The organism is Paenibacillus sp. FSL E2-0151 (genome assembly GCF_037993015.1).
Taxonomy (GTDB): Bacteria; Bacillota; Bacilli; order Paenibacillales; family Paenibacillaceae; genus Paenibacillus; species Paenibacillus amylolyticus.
Genome location: NZ_CP150308.1, coordinates 4,768,938 through 4,784,905 on the forward strand (window position 1 = coordinate 4,768,938; position 15,968 = coordinate 4,784,905).

The 15,968-nt window shown below is 44.7% G+C and carries 10 protein-coding genes; 1 reads left to right on the top strand and 9 read right to left on the bottom strand.

All coding sequences use genetic code 11. The annotated features are described in order from the left end of the window. Positions 1 to 10 precede the first annotated feature (10 nt). The 7 genes from MHI55_RS21485 to MHI55_RS21515 form a co-directional block, all read right to left on the bottom strand. Positions 11 to 6,136 (bottom strand): RHS repeat-associated core domain-containing protein, encoded by a 6,126-nt coding sequence (locus tag MHI55_RS21485; protein ID WP_340386848.1) that lies wholly within the window; start codon positions 6,134 to 6,136, stop codon positions 11 to 13. Between the two features lie 155 nt (positions 6,137 to 6,291). Continuing rightward, the gene (locus MHI55_RS21490; protein ID WP_340386850.1) at positions 6,292 to 7,725 is read right to left on the bottom strand and encodes a hypothetical protein; all 1,434 of its coding nucleotides are present in this window, start codon (positions 7,723 to 7,725) and stop codon (positions 6,292 to 6,294) included. A 941-nt stretch (positions 7,726 to 8,666) separates the two neighbouring features. Beyond that, positions 8,667 to 8,996: a hypothetical protein gene (locus MHI55_RS21495; protein ID WP_339186507.1), complete on the bottom strand. Its 330-nt coding sequence runs from the start codon at positions 8,994 to 8,996 to the stop codon at positions 8,667 to 8,669. Between the two features lie 231 nt (positions 8,997 to 9,227). Further along, positions 9,228 to 10,943 carry an ABC transporter ATP-binding protein gene (locus MHI55_RS21500; RefSeq protein ID WP_076250814.1) on the bottom strand — a complete coding sequence of 572 codons (1,716 nt, stop codon included), beginning with the start codon at positions 10,941 to 10,943 and terminating at the stop codon, positions 9,228 to 9,230. A gap of 44 nt (positions 10,944 to 10,987) precedes the next feature. Then, positions 10,988 to 12,019 (bottom strand): iron ABC transporter permease, encoded by a 1,032-nt coding sequence (locus MHI55_RS21505; protein ID WP_237174416.1) that lies wholly within the window; start codon positions 12,017 to 12,019, stop codon positions 10,988 to 10,990. 2 nt (positions 12,020 to 12,021) lie between these two features. Further along, positions 12,022 to 13,077, bottom strand: coding sequence for an iron ABC transporter permease (locus tag MHI55_RS21510; protein WP_036614761.1), 1,056 nt, complete (start codon positions 13,075 to 13,077; stop codon positions 12,022 to 12,024). Positions 13,078 to 13,349: 272 nt separating this feature from the next. Further along, positions 13,350 to 14,087 carry a glycerophosphodiester phosphodiesterase gene (locus MHI55_RS21515; RefSeq protein ID WP_340386852.1) on the bottom strand — a complete coding sequence of 246 codons (738 nt, stop codon included), beginning with the start codon at positions 14,085 to 14,087 and terminating at the stop codon, positions 13,350 to 13,352. A gap of 231 nt (positions 14,088 to 14,318) precedes the next feature. Here MHI55_RS21515 and MHI55_RS21520 point away from each other — a divergent pair, with 231 nt between their 5' ends. Beyond that, a complete protein-coding gene (locus tag MHI55_RS21520; RefSeq protein WP_036674861.1) occupies positions 14,319 to 14,585 on the top strand; it encodes a hypothetical protein in 267 nt (88 codons plus the stop codon). A 217-nt stretch (positions 14,586 to 14,802) separates the two neighbouring features. On the opposite strand, the gene MHI55_RS21525 is transcribed toward MHI55_RS21520, so the two are convergent. Next, positions 14,803 to 14,931 carry a hypothetical protein gene (locus tag MHI55_RS21525; protein ID WP_255319930.1) on the bottom strand — a complete coding sequence of 43 codons (129 nt, stop codon included), beginning with the start codon at positions 14,929 to 14,931 and terminating at the stop codon, positions 14,803 to 14,805. Between the two features lie 120 nt (positions 14,932 to 15,051). After that, complete coding sequence (locus MHI55_RS21530; RefSeq protein WP_017687370.1) at positions 15,052 to 15,636, bottom strand: TIGR00730 family Rossman fold protein; 585 nt, start codon at positions 15,634 to 15,636, stop codon at positions 15,052 to 15,054. Between the last annotated feature and the right edge of the window lie 332 nt (positions 15,637 to 15,968).

Genomic DNA, 15,968 nt, shown 5'->3' on the forward strand with positions numbered 1-15,968 from the left:
AACAATCTCCTTACTCATAGTAATGTTTTCCGGGGTCTGTTTTGGTACTATTCCCCATATAGAATTGAAAATGTCTTGGAAAAACATTTCCTCTTCCAGCAGGTTGATTTACATGAATCTCTCCTACATATTTTTTATTACTATTCCTAACAAGAAGTTTTTGCATGCCCGGTTCCGCTCGACCATAACCATAAATATGGAGACCATTCGCTTGAAGAAAGGCGTTAACAGAATCCACTTTTTCCCATTTAGTATTCCCATTAACATTAACTATACCTGCTAAAAGAATAAGCTCTGCATTTATGGTATTTCCTTGGCTATCTTTAAAAACATCAATCAGACTCAATTTTCCTTTACTGTTGAAATATTTGATTGTTAAGCCCGCAGTATTCTTAGATGCAATGGTAGCACTGCCACCTTGACAGCCATTTATTATATAACTACAACCATCGTTTCTTACAGAAATTGCTTGCAGTGCAGCTACAGCTTTAAAATCACTATTACCTATTAAATATATCTTTTTCAAACCTGAAAGGTTTTCACCTTGCTCAGGATTCAATAATTTATCATAACCACTATGTTGAGTAATAAGTGACTTTCTTAATAAAGATTGGAGCATACCAATATATTGTTTGTTTTTTGCCAACTCTTTCAGTCTATCTCCGCTAGGCATTTTATAATCATGACCTGAAGGATCTTTATACTTCAAGGGATTATTCGCCACATACGTATAAAAATTCAAACTTAGAGGGTCATCCAACTCACCCTCATATGAATCCTCATTTATAAACCTTCCCAAGTTTGGATCGTACCACCTTGCCCGTAAATACTGCAACTGTGTCGTATCATCCCACAGCTCACCCGAATACAGGAACGGATTGTGAACTTTCTCATCTTTCGCTTCCAGATTGCCCCAGACATCATACTGATACTTGTTGAGCAATGCACCATTTACGTCCCTCAACTCGGTAATATCCCCGTGTCCGTTCGTTTGAACATAGGCATTGCTACCATCTGCATACGCAATAGCCTCCAGTTTTACTCCGCGGATATAATTTGCTTTTAGTTCAGGGTTACCATTGCGTACTTCGGCTTCAGCAATGATCTCTGCATTGTCATCATAATAATAGCGGGTCGTCACACCATTCTCTGTACGCTCTACCAACAGATTGTCTCCATTGTACACATATCCTACTTGTGTCGAATCTCTTGTTACTTGTGTCAAACGGTTGCGGGTATCATATTGATACTCGCTACTGACGGCATTGATTTCCTTGTCTGACTGCATCGTCAAGCGATTGCCTTGTTTATCATAGGTGTACTGCTCACTATTGCCACTAGCGGTCACTATTCGATCCAGCTTATCATACGTAAAATTGTCCTTAATGCCTTTCTGCTCACGCTGAATGATATTTTTATTATTATCATAGCTGTAGGTATACACGCCTATGGACGCCTGATCTCGCATTTGCTCCAGACCAACAAGATCCAGACCATTGTAAGTTAAGCGATCATTCACCCCATTGGAGGATTGCGCGGACTTGAACAATCCGTTCTGATAGTACGTGTATTGAGCAACGGGTTCATCCTTCGCGGTACCAACGGACGTCATTCGGTTCATGGAATCATACGAATAATACACATTATTTCCAAAAGGACCTTTAATCCCTATTCGATTCCCATTCAAATCATAGGAGAACTCCGAAGTAAGTCCATCCGGATAGGTCATGCTCGTCAACTGATCTGTCGCTGGATCATACTGATAAGCCGTGGTGCCAGTGCGATCCTTCATGCTCATTCGTTTGCCAACAGCATCTACGGTAAAGCTGATCGCTTCATCTGGACTGGTTTGGCGGATCAAGTTGCCACGCAGATCATAATCATACGAGAAGGCATTACCATTCCGATCCACATGTTTGGTCAGATTACCATTCGGACCGTAATAACTCTTTGTTATATTGCCTGACTTGTCCTTGGTTTGAATACGGCGGTTTAATTGATCATAGCGGTTTTCCTTAATGTTACCGTCTGGATCAATCATCTTGAGCAGATTGCCTAACAGGTTATAAGCATATTGCGTCACTTCTCCATTGGCACTGGTCACTTGGCGAAGTTGACCCATAACATCATAGCTGAACGTTGTAACGTTGCCATTGCCATCCGTTTGCTCTAAGGTGTTGCCGCTGATGTTATCATATTTATTCTTCTCAAGTGTTCGCAATGCCTGATCCAGTTGTGTCTTCTCTTCTGTCTTGAGTCCTTTCCCCCACTTATCATAGGTGAGCATCTGAATATATCCTTCTGCATCTGTACTTGTCGCTGTACGGGCTACATCATCGTATTTCACCGTTTTGGACGAACCATCTGCTTCCGTGGTCATCATCACACGGCTCCAACTGTCGTACGTATTACGGGTGCGATTGCCCAGTGCATCCTCTGTCCAGGAAGCTCGACCATATGGATCATAACCCATTCGCTGAACAGCAACATAGTTGCCGCCTGAGAAATAACCTTTTTCAATCTCCTGACCAAGTGAATTCCATTTGGTTATTCGTTGCTGACCTAGCTCATCGGTAACCTTAATTTTATTGTTGATGTCATCATAGTATGCGCTGAGCGTTGCCCCGTCAGGCTGGATCACCTCAATAGTTCGACCTAGTGCATCCAAATGGTATTTGGTTGTACGCTGCTCAGCGTCTGTGGATGAGATTAATTCACCAGTAGACAGGTCATATTCCGACATTGTGCTTATCGGTGTTGTTTTGCCATCCACATCTGTGACCATCATGCTAAGGCGAGTTGGAAATGCGTTTTGATAACGACTGTCATACTCCAGTGTCGCATTTCTTTCCTGTGTGCCGTCCGAAATACGTTGAGTTAACAGATTTCCATAGGTATCATAGGTATAGTCCGCCTGTTGCAGTAGTTCACCTGAGCTACTATCTTTACGATTGATGATTTGCGTAATATTTCCGACATTACTGCGCGTGATTACGGTGTATTTCTTGTTGGCAGAGTCCACCATGTCCGTAACACTTGTTAGCCAGTGTCTTGTACCATCATACGTACTTGTCGTTGTTCGTCCAGTTTCGTCTGTAATCGACGTGATATTACCATAGTCGTCCAATTGCAGGGTTGTTGTTAACACATCCTTCGCCTGGTTATCCGTTACAGAGGTCACTGTCGGTGTCGGTGCCGCATAACCTCGTCCTTTGACCGTTTTACCATAGGTGTAGGATGTCGTTTGTGTCTTCCCTTCAGCACTTACAATCGTACGATCCAGATAAAACTGTGTGGGTGTGTCAAGATTAATATAATCCTTGCGATAGTTGTATTGGGTATTCGTTAATCCATTATTGATGGACGTTACAAAGGTGACATCCTGTCCAAACGTCGCCCCCATATCTGAGGTGTAACTCAATGTCTGACGATTATAATCCTCTGTCGAGCCATTTTCATAGGTTAACTGGTCTCTACGAGACAATACACGATAAGCTTCGTTAAAAGAATCCTCACCAATATATCGTTTAACGGGGCCATTTTCATACTCGTAGAACGTTTTGGCACCTGTATTATGCTGCACGGATGTGAGCAACGCATACGGATTCAATACCGCGCGTTCAGGACTAAACCCAAGCAAGTTAAACTTGGCATCAGCCAGCTTGTATGAGTAAGTGGTTTTTCTACCCAATGGGTCGATGACAGAGTCGAGCAGCTCCATGCCGTTTTTCGTTTGTTTGTTGTAGGTAACCGTGCGGTTCCCCTGAACAATTGTTACGGCTGAGGCCGTATAACTGATGCGAATCGTATTGCCTATAGCATCCTTAACTTGAGTCAACAACTTGCTGTTATATATTGTGTTGTTCTCATAATAGAATTGAACATCATTTTTCTGCCCATCTGAAATCTGAAGCAGACGTCCATCCGTAGAGAAATATTGCTTTGTTAATCCATCTGCAGATATCATGACCAGTGCAGAAGTTTCACCATTTACAGTAGCAGACGTATCTGCATTCACCGTAATACCTTCCCAATCGTACCCCTTTAGTGTATTGCCGACGATCTCGTATCGACCACCATCAGCAAATACTACTTCTTTTCTATTGTTCTTCGTCTCGATGGATGGCAGTTTCCAAGACCATCCTTTACCGAGTGGATAGGTTTTATCCAGAGGATTTGGAATGGTTTTATTATAATAGGTCACATCTGTACCATTGCCCACCTGATATGCGCGAATTTCTGCATTTGGCTTGGAAGCCATATAGTAGTTATAGCCATCATCAATGCCGTTTTGAAACTGAGCGTTTGGATAGTTATTAATTTCGTTTTTGAGATCGTTCGCTTCGGACCAATAGTCTGTGCCATCCGTCGCCTGAGTTGTTGATTCTGCCGCTCCCTCGGTAATCTCAGTTTCTACCCACGGGAGCTCATTCACGTTATATGCTTTACGTTGCTTGCCTCCGCCTCCAAGAGACACCCAGTTATCATATCGTCTGGACGAGTAAGCGCCTGGCTTAGTGACGGTGCCGGAATAGGTCTGTGAATAACTACGTGTATCCGATGCCGGAATGGTTACAGAACCATCATATTTGGCTTCCCATGTCTTGGTACACACGTAGTTTGCCACCGATTTATTTGGTGATGGACAAGCCTTCGTATTCGTTACTGACGAACGAGTCAATGTAATGGTCTGGCCTTGTACTGTAGCCGTTTTGGTTTGCGGGCAAGGGCTCTCGGAACCCGTTTGTACCCAGACCCCTTTGGCATCGTATTTACCAGGAATGGAATTAATACAGGACTGGGTAGGCGCTGAAATGGTACGGGCTGGTTTATATTCACCGGAAACTACCGTTGGTCCGCCCTGCTTGTTCAATGTACCACTGAAACCTCCACTGTTGTAATCCACACTTGACGGAAGGTTATTCGTGCTCGCAGCATACTTTATGGTTTGCTCTGTGCGCGATTCAGGAGCTGTGTAGTAGACTATACGCTGACTTGCGACTTGCTTGGCCTCTGCTTCTGTCGTATACGTGCCCTTCGGCATAATTTTGGTTTCCTGAATCGAGGTTTCGGTATCTACTGTACCATCCCCGTTATTGTCTAACTGGTACCACATGCTTTCACGATATTTTACATGGTATTTAGGGATTTTCTTTTTTCTAACCGCACTATACGTGACAAAATATTTGTAAATTGGATAATCATATGTGTTATAGCCCACATCCATATCGTAAAACTGTGCGGATGCCGAGTTATACTGTCTTTCCAAGGAAAACCCCATGCCATTGCGGCCCGGAAGCGTAGCATCTACATGTTCCAGCATCAACCCACCACTCATGTTAGAAATGGCTTCACCGTTTTCTCCCACCGTATAGGGTGCTTCATTAAACGAATTTTTGTTAAACACCGGTGCTTTCTCGGTAATATGCTTCCCAGGATCGGGCACGCTGGTTGACGCTGCTAAGGGTTGGATGACGTCAGCAGTAGCTGTGCTATCTTGCGTTTCACCATCCGGTACATCACTTTGACCTTGATCTGTGCTTTCAGATTCTGGGATGTTCGTTGATCCCGTTTGCTCGTTATTATCCTGAGCTGGCTCCTCGACAGCCGGCTGCTCTGTCTCAGATGTCCCACTCTCAGTATCTGTTACAGGCTGTTCGATTTCTTCAGAATTTTCTTCTTCCTCTTCTTCATTCTTTGACTCGCCGAGATCAGACTCCCCATAGACCTCCTCGGTCACGGCAAACGTGTCATATCGTTGCATGATACTGGATTGATCCGCACCAACACTGACAATCGATGTATCGTTGTTAAGCAAACCTTCTACATATACGTCACTTGTAACGCTTTGAGATTCATTGATTTCATTCGGATAAAGTACACTTAGTGCTTCGTCAAACCCAATCTGACTCTCTCTCATTTTAAAGAAGGCTGACAGGATCTGATTCAGATTGTATCCTTGATCCAAATAGCCCTGAATAAAGCCTTCCGTCGTACCAAATTCGTCAATCAGAATCTGAATCAATTCATTGGAATTGCCCTGTTCTTCCTCCGCATATGTAATCGCCGGAATCCAGTTTGCGAAAAGGCCTGAAACTACTGAAAATATAAGGATAATAGAAATAAGTTTGTTCATTATAGAGTGTTTCAACTTGTTCTCCCCGTTCGTGTTCTATGTGTGATTAATAATAAATTTCTTCTTACGGATTAAGAACCGTTGATTTTATCAAATTCCTATTAGTTTCTGGCGGTTCGGTTCTGCTATATGATTGTACTCCTGTTCCAATGACGCTAGGGATGCGTAACTTTGGTATGCTTCAGGTTGCCGTTGCGATCATAGGTATACTGGTACGTAGATGAGGCTGTCCCGTCATGGCGGGATGTCGTTTTGCGTAGCAATCTTCCATTTGCATCATAGACATAAGAAGTGGTATACACGGGCTTTGAAACCTTAATGCTGTCTTGCCAATCTACTTGGACAGGAGAAGTTCGATTTACTGTATCCCCCACACCCAATCCTCCATTAAAATTTGTACCCCAAGTAAACAATTTCTTATCCGTAGATAAAGCAATGTTATGTGTACCACCAGCATCTATACTCTGGATTTTAATTGATTGTCCGGGTTCATCCTTGAATTGAACCTGAACTGGGATATTACTCCTCGTAAGCGAACCAATACCCAGTTGCCCGTTGGTATTTTCTCCCCAACTCCAGACTGTTCCGTCTGCACGTAAGGCAAGCGTATGACTAATCCCGCTTTTAATGGCTACAATTTGATCCAGAAACCCCTGCCCTCCAGGACCCTTAACCTGTACAGGACCAATACGCTTTAGCTTTGTTCCATCGCCAAGCTGCCCTATGATATTCTGCCCCCAACTCCATACCGTGCCGTCAGACTTCAAGGCTACCGTGAAATCTCTACCTGCACTGACAGCCTTGACCTCGTTAAAGGAAGTACCCATATGTACAGGATAATAACTCCCTATATTGCTCGGCGTATTCACACCTAACTGTCCGTATCCATTATTTCCCCATGCCCAAAGCGTACCATTCGAAGCAATAGCAACCGTATGATTCAAACCGGCTGATACGGAAGTAATATTTGTCAAATAACCAACGCCACCAGGTCCTTTTACTTGAGTCGCATATTGTTCATTTGTTGAAGTTTTACCGTTGCCCACTTGTCCATGATAGTTCCCCCCCCAACTCCATATCGTTCCATCTCTCCGTAGTGCAGTTCCATGACCTTCTCCACCATCTACGGAAACAATATCTGATAGTTTCTGATTTCTACTCATAAGTACAGGTGAAGGGATTCCTCCATCAAGACCTCCGTTTCCTAGCAAACCATTTTGATTAGAGCCCCATGCTATTATTTCGCCCTCAGGAATCAAAGCATACGTTGCAGTATGAGAAGCACTGATTTGAACAGGTTTTACTGTCACCAAGCTTGCTAACTTCGGCAATGGATTTGCCTCTAATTCCGTCGGCCCTCTCCCTAATTGCATTCCTCTATTATTTTGTTGAAAAGTAACTGACCCGTTATATCCCCAGCTCCAAACTGACCCATCTGAACTCACAACGCCCGAAAATTGCCCCCCTGCATAAACAATTGGCTGCTTGTCTATGCCCTGTTCCGCGTAGATTCTGGCGGAAGGTTCCATTCCGACGTTTCTCACAACCAATATAACCAGCAGTATATTAATTACTCTACTCCACTTCATCGCTGTATTTTCTCTCCTTATCCAATTTAATTTTGACTCTGTCACGAAAATACGTTCTCCCTGTTTATCAAGTAATAACAACACTTCCTAACTTAAATGATATTGATTAATAAAATACTGATATAACTGTTTCCCCTCGATCCACTATCCTTTCATCTCCATTCTGCCTCTAATCATCTGATTATGGCGGAGTTCCTATCACTTCGTAAATAGGTGTATTTTGTGTTTTTATGTCTTATTATGACGAATAAAATCCAGTTTTCATAACAAAATAATTGAATTTAACATTTTAACTACTATAATCTATATCTAATCCACCCTAATCTATCTGATTAATGCATCGATTGTTTTCAGTTTCATATTCAATAAGTAACGATTGGCAAAGTCGTCGAATTCTTTAGGGTACTCTAAATATTCATTCTATCCCGTCTCTACTAGAACAAAAGAAGGTAAGGTGCTCATAGAACTACTTAGGCTTATTTATAATCCATTAAAAGGGGATAATAAATGGGCCTCCCTTTAGTAGAATCGATATTTACCATACACACGATTCAAGAAAGAAGACCTCACATGAAAGGAACACCCAATTTACAGATATTTAAAACTTTAATTAGCAAAAAAAAGAAAAAATTTGTTTTTCAATTCTTCGGATAACATGACACAGGAAAGAATTTTACGGCAGTACACATCGTTTAATTTCATCTCATACCTCGGCCTTTTAAGCTCGAGTGAAGACAAATCAACCATTTACAATCCTTCCTTCTTAAATTAAAATCTACTAAATGTTATTTGTTCTCCAATTACTTAATGAATGCTGGTCTGTACGTCACGCTATCCTGCCTGTTAGCTTAATGAATTAGCCCCCTAAAATTGATTTTCGGGGGCTAATTCACACAATCTATATAGCACTTATTTAAACCCATTCGATCAATCCAAATACTTCACTTCTTCATATTCCGCTTGTAAACGTACCTTCCCCAGATTACCAACGTGGCGCACAGCAAGAGAGCACAATAGGCCCATACAAACAGCATGGCAAGCCCTAATCCGATGTTGGCATCCAAGCGTTCATCAAAGATCTCCGTATACAACGCAAAACCAAGTGGCACGGCGCCAACAACGAAAAGTCCAATGGACCATCCACCCCAGCGTTGGAAACCGGACCCCGCACGACTTCTGGAAATTTTGCGAATCCCTTGAGTCAGTAGCCACCAAATCAGAATAAATAATAGACAGGTTATAAGAATTTTCAGCATATCGTTCAACTGCATATCGTGTACCTCCTATATCTTGCAAGATGATGAACATATCTTACACGTTAAGTGTTCTCTTTACTATATTACCCGTTTCCACATCCATGATCACAGGCAGATATGAGCACAGTACCCCTGACCCACAATTGATTATGAAAAAGAAAAAAACGCCAACGTCCTGACTCCTTCCAAGTCAAGAACGATGGCGTTACTTCTCGTATTTACATTGTTACATCCACATCGAATAGGTTACGCGCCAAACTGCGCATAGTGAAGGCGGCTGTACACCCCACCTGCTGCGAGTAATTCTTCATGACGCCCCTGCTCCGTAATGCCTTGTTCAGCAACGACAATAATGCGGTCTGCATTTTTGATCGTAGCCAATCGGTGAGCAATAACCAGTGTGGTCCGGCCCTCGGACAGCTCAGCAAGGGATTGCTGAATCGCCGCTTCCGTTTCTGTATCCAGAGCAGATGTTGCTTCGTCCAGGATCAGAATTGGCGGGTTTTTCAGGAACATACGGGCAATAGACAAACGCTGTTTCTGTCCACCGGACAGCTTCACGCCGCGTTCACCAATTAACGTATCCAATCCTTCCGGCATCGATTGAATCAAAGGTTCCATCTGGGCACGTCTAGCGGCCATCCAGATTTCTTCTTCGGATGCATCCAGCTTGCCGTAGGCAATGTTCTCCCGAATGCTTCCATCGAAGAGGAACACGTCCTGTTGTACAATTCCGATATGACTACGCAAGGAGTCCAGTGTCATATCCTGTATCTCCTGCCCATCGATCGTGATGCGACCTTCCAGCACATCATAGAACCGCGGCAGCAGACTGCATAGCGTTGTTTTACCTGCCCCCGATGGACCGACAAGCGCTACAGTTTCACCTGCACGTACGTTTAGATCAATACCTTTGAGCACAGGCTCCTGATCCGAATAACCAAAGGTCACTTGCTCATAACGAATATCTCCACGCAGATGGGATACCGTGACGGCTCCTGGACGATCTTCCACATCCGGTTCCATATCAAGCAACTCCGTATAACGTTTGAAGCCTGCAATCCCTTTTGGATACGTCTCGATAACCGAGTTGATCTTCTGAATCGGTGTCAAGAACACATTGGACAACATAATAAATGCAATGAACTGACCGTAGGTCATACTGCCTTGAATCACAAACCATGTTCCGCATACCAGGACAAAGAGGGATACCAGCTTCATCAGCATATAACTGACAGAGGAGTTCCAGGCCATGATTTTGTATGCGATTAGTTTGGTCTGACGGAAACGACCGTTGTTCACAGCGAATTGTGCTTTTTCATGCTCTTCATTAGCAAAAGCCTGAACAACACGGATACCTGTAATATTGTTCTCTACGCGAGCATTGAAGTCCGCAATATCACCGAACATTCGGCTGAATGCCTTGGACATTTTGCTACCAAAGTAGAGTGACAGATAGATAATCAGCGGAACGATGATAAAGGTTAACACTGCCAGATTCCCGTTAATGCTCATCATGATGCTGAATGCACCAATTAGCGTCATGACCGCAATAAATACATCCTCTGGACCATGGTGGGCAATCTCACCGATATCCATCAGATCGTTAGTCATACGGGACACGAGGTGTCCTGTTTTTGTATTATCGAAGAAACGGAACGATAACTTCTGCACATGATTAAACAGACTTTTACGCATATCCGTCTCAATGTTAATACCCAGCTTGTGTCCCCAATAGGTAACCACGAAGTTCAAAAATGAATTCAATAAGTAGATGCCCAGCAATGCCAGACACGCCCATAGAATCCAGTCCCAGCGGCCGCCTGGCAGCAGATCATCGACGACCCGGTTGACCGCCAGTGGAAATGCCAGCTCCAGCAGGGCGACTAAAATCGCACAACTGAAGTCAAGAATAAAGAGCTTTTTGTAAGGCCTATAATAGGCAAAGAAACGGCGAAGCATGGACTGAAGTCCTCCTTATGCAATCACACAATGATGATTACGTTCTATTTCGTCTTGCTTAAGAGGTACAGGAAGTATGGCGCACCAATAATGGCAACCAGGATCCCCGCAGGAATCTCCGAAGGCTGCAGGATGACACGACCCAGCGTATCTGCAACCAGTACAAGCAATGAACCGATCAGTGCCGATGCGGGTAACAGGAATTGATGTTTTGGACCCACCAGACGACGTGCCAAATGCGGTCCGATCAGACCTACAAAACCGATCCCCCCACTCACAGATACACATGAGCCGGCAAGTCCTACAGCAGCCGCAAGCAAAATCAGTCGCTCACGCTCAACCGGAGTCCCGAGTCCGCTTGCCGTCTGGTCCCCCAGATTCAGTACGTTCAATACACGTGCCTTATACAGAACAAGTGGGACAAGAATAATAAGAAACGGTAGCAATGCCGTTACAAATTTCCAGTTCGAACCCCAGATGCTGCCTGCCATCCAGGTAGCTACAAATTGATACTTTTCCGGACTAAGCCTTAACGTAAGCACGATCATGGCAGAACTGATTCCCGCTGCTACCCCGATCCCTGTAAGCAACATACGCGTAGGCAGGATGCCCTCTCCTTTTTTGTAAGAGAGAATGTAGATCAGAAATGCAGCAAAACCGGAACCGATCAGGGCCAGAATTGGCAAAAGAAATACGGGCGCTGCTGTCGTTGTCGGGAAAAAGGAAACAAATAACATGACGACCAGACCAGCACCTGCATTAATCCCGAGGATCCCCGGATCTGCCAGCGCATTCCGAGATACCCCCTGCAAAATACAACCAGATAACGCAAGTCCGGCCCCTACCAGCACCGAAATCACAATACGTGGCAGACGGAATTCAAACAGGATCAATTCCTGTTTCGCCGTGCCTCCACCAAACAGGGTTCGCAACACCTCAAGCGGCGAAAGCTTGGTAAAACCTGTGTTCATGCTCACCACAAAAGCCGTAATAATTAATAGGGCAAGCACAATGAGGACAATCGTACTCTTGGTTCTCTTCTTGCGCTCTGCTCCAACTATTGTTGAGGATTCCATCGTTACAGAGTCCTCCTTTCTTTACGCGCCAGATACAGGAAGAATGGTACCCCGATAAGGGCAACCAATGCGCCAATTGGCGTCTCGTACGGCGGGTTAATCATACGTGCAGCCAGATCCGCAAATACAAGCAACAGACTGCCCATCACAGCGGAACATGGAATAATCCAGCGATAATCGACCCCAACCAGCTTCCGCGTGAGATGGGGAATAATGAGTCCGACAAAACCGACCGCACCCACCACGGACACAGCTGTACCCGCGAGAATCAGTACAACAATCAGGCCTATGAGCTTGATCAGCCCAGTACGTTGCCCCAGGCCCACCGCAATATCTTCTCCGAGACTAAGCAGAGTAATGGAACGGGAGATGAGAAGACCTGCAATCAGTGCCGCGAGTACCCATGGGAACATGACTTCAAGTTGAGACCACTTCGTTCCGGCTACACCACCAGCTGTCCAGAAAGCCAGATCTTGTCCAATTCTGAAATACAATGCAATCCCTTCACTGAGTGCCGACAACATCGCTGATACAGCCGCACCTGCAAGCACAAGGCGTAGTGGTGTAAGACCCGATTTAGAAGCTGCACCAAAACCATACACCAACAGGACACCAAGCCCTGCTCCAAGGAAGGAATACATGATGATATACATAAATGGCAAGCCAGGGAAGAAGGCAAAACAAACTGCAAGTGCAAATCCAGCTCCCGCATTTAACCCAAGCAGACCTGAATCGGCCAGCGGGTTACGAGTCATGCCCTGCATGATCGCCCCAGCTACAGCGAAACATGCACCTACCATTGCTCCTCCAAGAATACGTGGCAACCGAATCTCCCATATGATCTGATGTGGAGTCAGCTCAGGATTGAAGTCAAAGATGGCCTTCCAGACTACACTAAGCTTAATATCAGCAGCGCCAAATGAAATGGACAATGCCATACCCAGAGCGAGTAGCAAAACTCCCCCTGTAAGAATAAGTGTGGCTGCCCACGGACGAGTGTGTATCTTCGCTGTGGGTGAATCCGGATTATGTTTTTCTGGTGAAGCTTGTGAACTCATACGCGCCCACCCTCGTTATGAGTGGAGCTGCTCAAACCTATGTACATAACAATCACCTCTCTATAAATACCGAACTTTAATGATATTGATTCTCATTCCCATAGACCATTGTAAGTGAATCCACGGGCTCTGGCAATGGACAAATAGGACATGTTTATTGCATATATGAAGATTTGCACACAATTTTACACGCAAAAAGGCTGCACAGGAGCCAAAAAGCTCGAACACAGCCTTATCATTGCATATGTAGAACATGTAAAATACAGACTCGTTTAACGGGCATGTACCGTAATTAAGGATGCCAGGACATCCGGAACATCGGTAATGATCCCTTGCACACCCATGTCAATCATGGCCTGCATCTCGGCAGGATCATTCACCGTAAATGGATAGGTAACAATGCCATGTGCCAATGCAGCAGCAACATCTTCTTGTGTGACTGCCAGCTTGTAGGGATGAAGGCTGGAAGCTTCGAGTTTGGCGGCATAATCATAAGGTCGATATAACTTTTCCATATATAGAAGTGCTGTACGAATCTCCGGGGCAAGACGTTTACACCTCACGAGCGAAGCATGATTGAAGCTCGACAGCACGACCTGTTGCTCCAGATTCCAGTCCCGGATCGCTTGTATAACCTTCTCTTCCATCCCGTTATAACTCACAATACCATTTTTCAATTCCAGATTAAGCAGGGTTCCTTTCCCCTGTACCAGCTTGAATAACTCCTCCAGAGAAGGAATACGTTCCCCGGTAAAATCAGCATGGAACCAGGACCCCGCATCCCGTGTGCGCAATTGATCGTAAGTCGTATCTTTAACCCAGCCTTCTGCGCCGCCAGTTCGGCTTAACGTCTCATCATGAATCAGTACCAGTCTGCCATCACTCGTCATCTGCACATCGGTTTCAATGCCTGTCGCTCCAAGCTCCAGACTCCGTTCAAATGCGCTCATCGTATTCTCCGGGCATACGGCAGATGCACCGCGGTGGGCAATAATCTCCAAGTTCCTCATTCCAGCGCCTCCTGTGTTCAAGCTTCACTCTATGATCCTTACTATAAACACCGTTTGTTAGACCTGTATTAACAGAGCGTATAATGGGTTACCTGCTTCGCTGATACTAGCGAACGGGTTCAACATCTAACGGGCTGGGGATTCACTCATTTTTGCGAACTCAATCTGAAAATCGACATAACATAGTATGAACGATGGAAGCACTGAACTCCGTTATAAGGAGGTTGACTATTGAATCCCTCAAAGAAAAAATCGATACCTACGCGTCCTCACACATCCCAGTTACAGTCGGCTTCCAGGCTTTCCAGAACATCTGTCCATATCAAAAACAAATCCGGTAAGACGGCTAATCAGCGTTCTCTTAACTCCAGTTCACCCAACACACTGGATCAGCTGGCTATTGTTGCAGCAATACTCTCCTTAATTGCAGCCGCCATCGGGCTATATATCGCCTGGAAATCGTTAAGTAATCCGGATCAAACTGCTGTTGTGGTGTAAGCTGCTTGTTGTGCAGCTAATGGCTCAGGAGGCTCTCTCCTGCTTCTGACCTTATTCAGGGGCAGGTTTTTGCTTTTTCAATTACTCAACGTATGCTGGAAACGTCAAAAAACCGTTCCCCTGAAACGCCGGCATATACCGGCGTCTCTTTGGAAAGGTCATTTTTTATTCGGGCGCTGCCTCTGCAGCATGATCCCCGTCCCGGGATTTGACCGAATTACAGAATGAATGTGCGAGAGATAATAACCAACAGAATGAACAATACCAGAATTGCACCTGTTGATGTCCATGCTCCACCACCGAAGCCTCCGCAATATCCGTAACCTGTACCTTTGAGTTCGCTCATCAGTGACACTCCCCTCTTCATCGAAGTACACTATAGACTATGTCCGATAGCGCAACTTGCTTGGGCAGATCAAAAATTCTCCCGAGGAACGAGTAGGTTCAGGCCCGTCTTCTTATGCACTCATTTCCCGTTGAGTTGTGACCACTTCTGAGTCAGCTCTGCAGGAATATAGGATGACATTTGTTTGATCAGCTCAGCCGGATCAGCTTCCAGACTCCATAGACTGAGATGCGAAGTGTTGGAGAATCCTTCCTGTACGCTATGTTCTACCATCTTCATTAACGGTCCATAATATCCGTTGACATTTAATAAGCCAACAGGCTTACGATGAATACCGATCTGTGCCCAGCATAGTACCTCGAATAGTTCTTCAAATGTACCCATACCTCCGGGAAGTGCAATGAATCCATCGGATAATTCAGCCATCGTAGCCTTCCGTTCATGCATGGTTCCCACTTCAATCAGTTGTGTGAGTCCTCCATGAACAACCTCGCCTCGGAACAATCCGGTAGGCATAACCCCGATTACCTCTCCCCCTTGCTCAAGAGCAGCATCGGCTACTGCACCCATCAAGCCCATACAAGAACCACCATAGACCAGTGCATAACCACTATCAGCAATCTGTTTGCCCAGTTGAACAGCCTTCTCTGTATAATCGGGGTGATTTCCCGGATTGGAGCCTGCAAAAACAGCTATACGTTTCATTGGGTTTCACTCCTTCTCATAATCTTTTTAGATTGAACTAAAGAATATTTACACTTGCCACTTCGATGACAGAACAACCTTCCGATCGCTGTTATCCCCAGATTTTTTAATTCAATTTTACAAAGGTGAAAATCTGTTGATAGCGCATGCTTCCGATGTAGCTTTCTTTCAGAAAGCTTTTAGGCGAACGCTCCGCTTCTTCAGGTTATTTCTGCCCTCTACGTTCTCGTGTAAATGTTTAGTTCAATTTTCTATTTTAATAGTATACAACATGAATGTAATGGGTATGTACAACATGTTAACAGAACCCATGTACAAAAAAAATACCCGAC

Coding starts and splice junctions, on each gene's coding strand:
- MHI55_RS21515 (WP_340386852.1), bottom strand. CDS start 14,087: ATGAGGAACTTGGAGATTATTGCCCACCGCGGTGCATCTGCCGTATGC.
- MHI55_RS21505 (WP_237174416.1), bottom strand. CDS start 12,019: ATGGAATCCTCAACAATAGTTGGAGCAGAGCGCAAGAAGAGAACCAAG.
- MHI55_RS21510 (WP_036614761.1), bottom strand. CDS start 13,077: ATGAGTTCACAAGCTTCACCAGAAAAACATAATCCGGATTCACCCACA.
- MHI55_RS21490 (WP_340386850.1), bottom strand. CDS start 7,725: ATGAAGTGGAGTAGAGTAATTAATATACTGCTGGTTATATTGGTTGTG.
- MHI55_RS21525 (WP_255319930.1), bottom strand. CDS start 14,931: ATGAGCGAACTCAAAGGTACAGGTTACGGATATTGCGGAGGCTTCGGT.
- MHI55_RS21485 (WP_340386848.1), bottom strand. CDS start 6,136: ATGAACAAACTTATTTCTATTATCCTTATATTTTCAGTAGTTTCAGGC.
- MHI55_RS21495 (WP_339186507.1), bottom strand. CDS start 8,996: ATGCAGTTGAACGATATGCTGAAAATTCTTATAACCTGTCTATTATTT.
- MHI55_RS21530 (WP_017687370.1), bottom strand. CDS start 15,636: ATGAAACGTATAGCTGTTTTTGCAGGCTCCAATCCGGGAAATCACCCC.
- MHI55_RS21500 (WP_076250814.1), bottom strand. CDS start 10,943: ATGCTTCGCCGTTTCTTTGCCTATTATAGGCCTTACAAAAAGCTCTTT.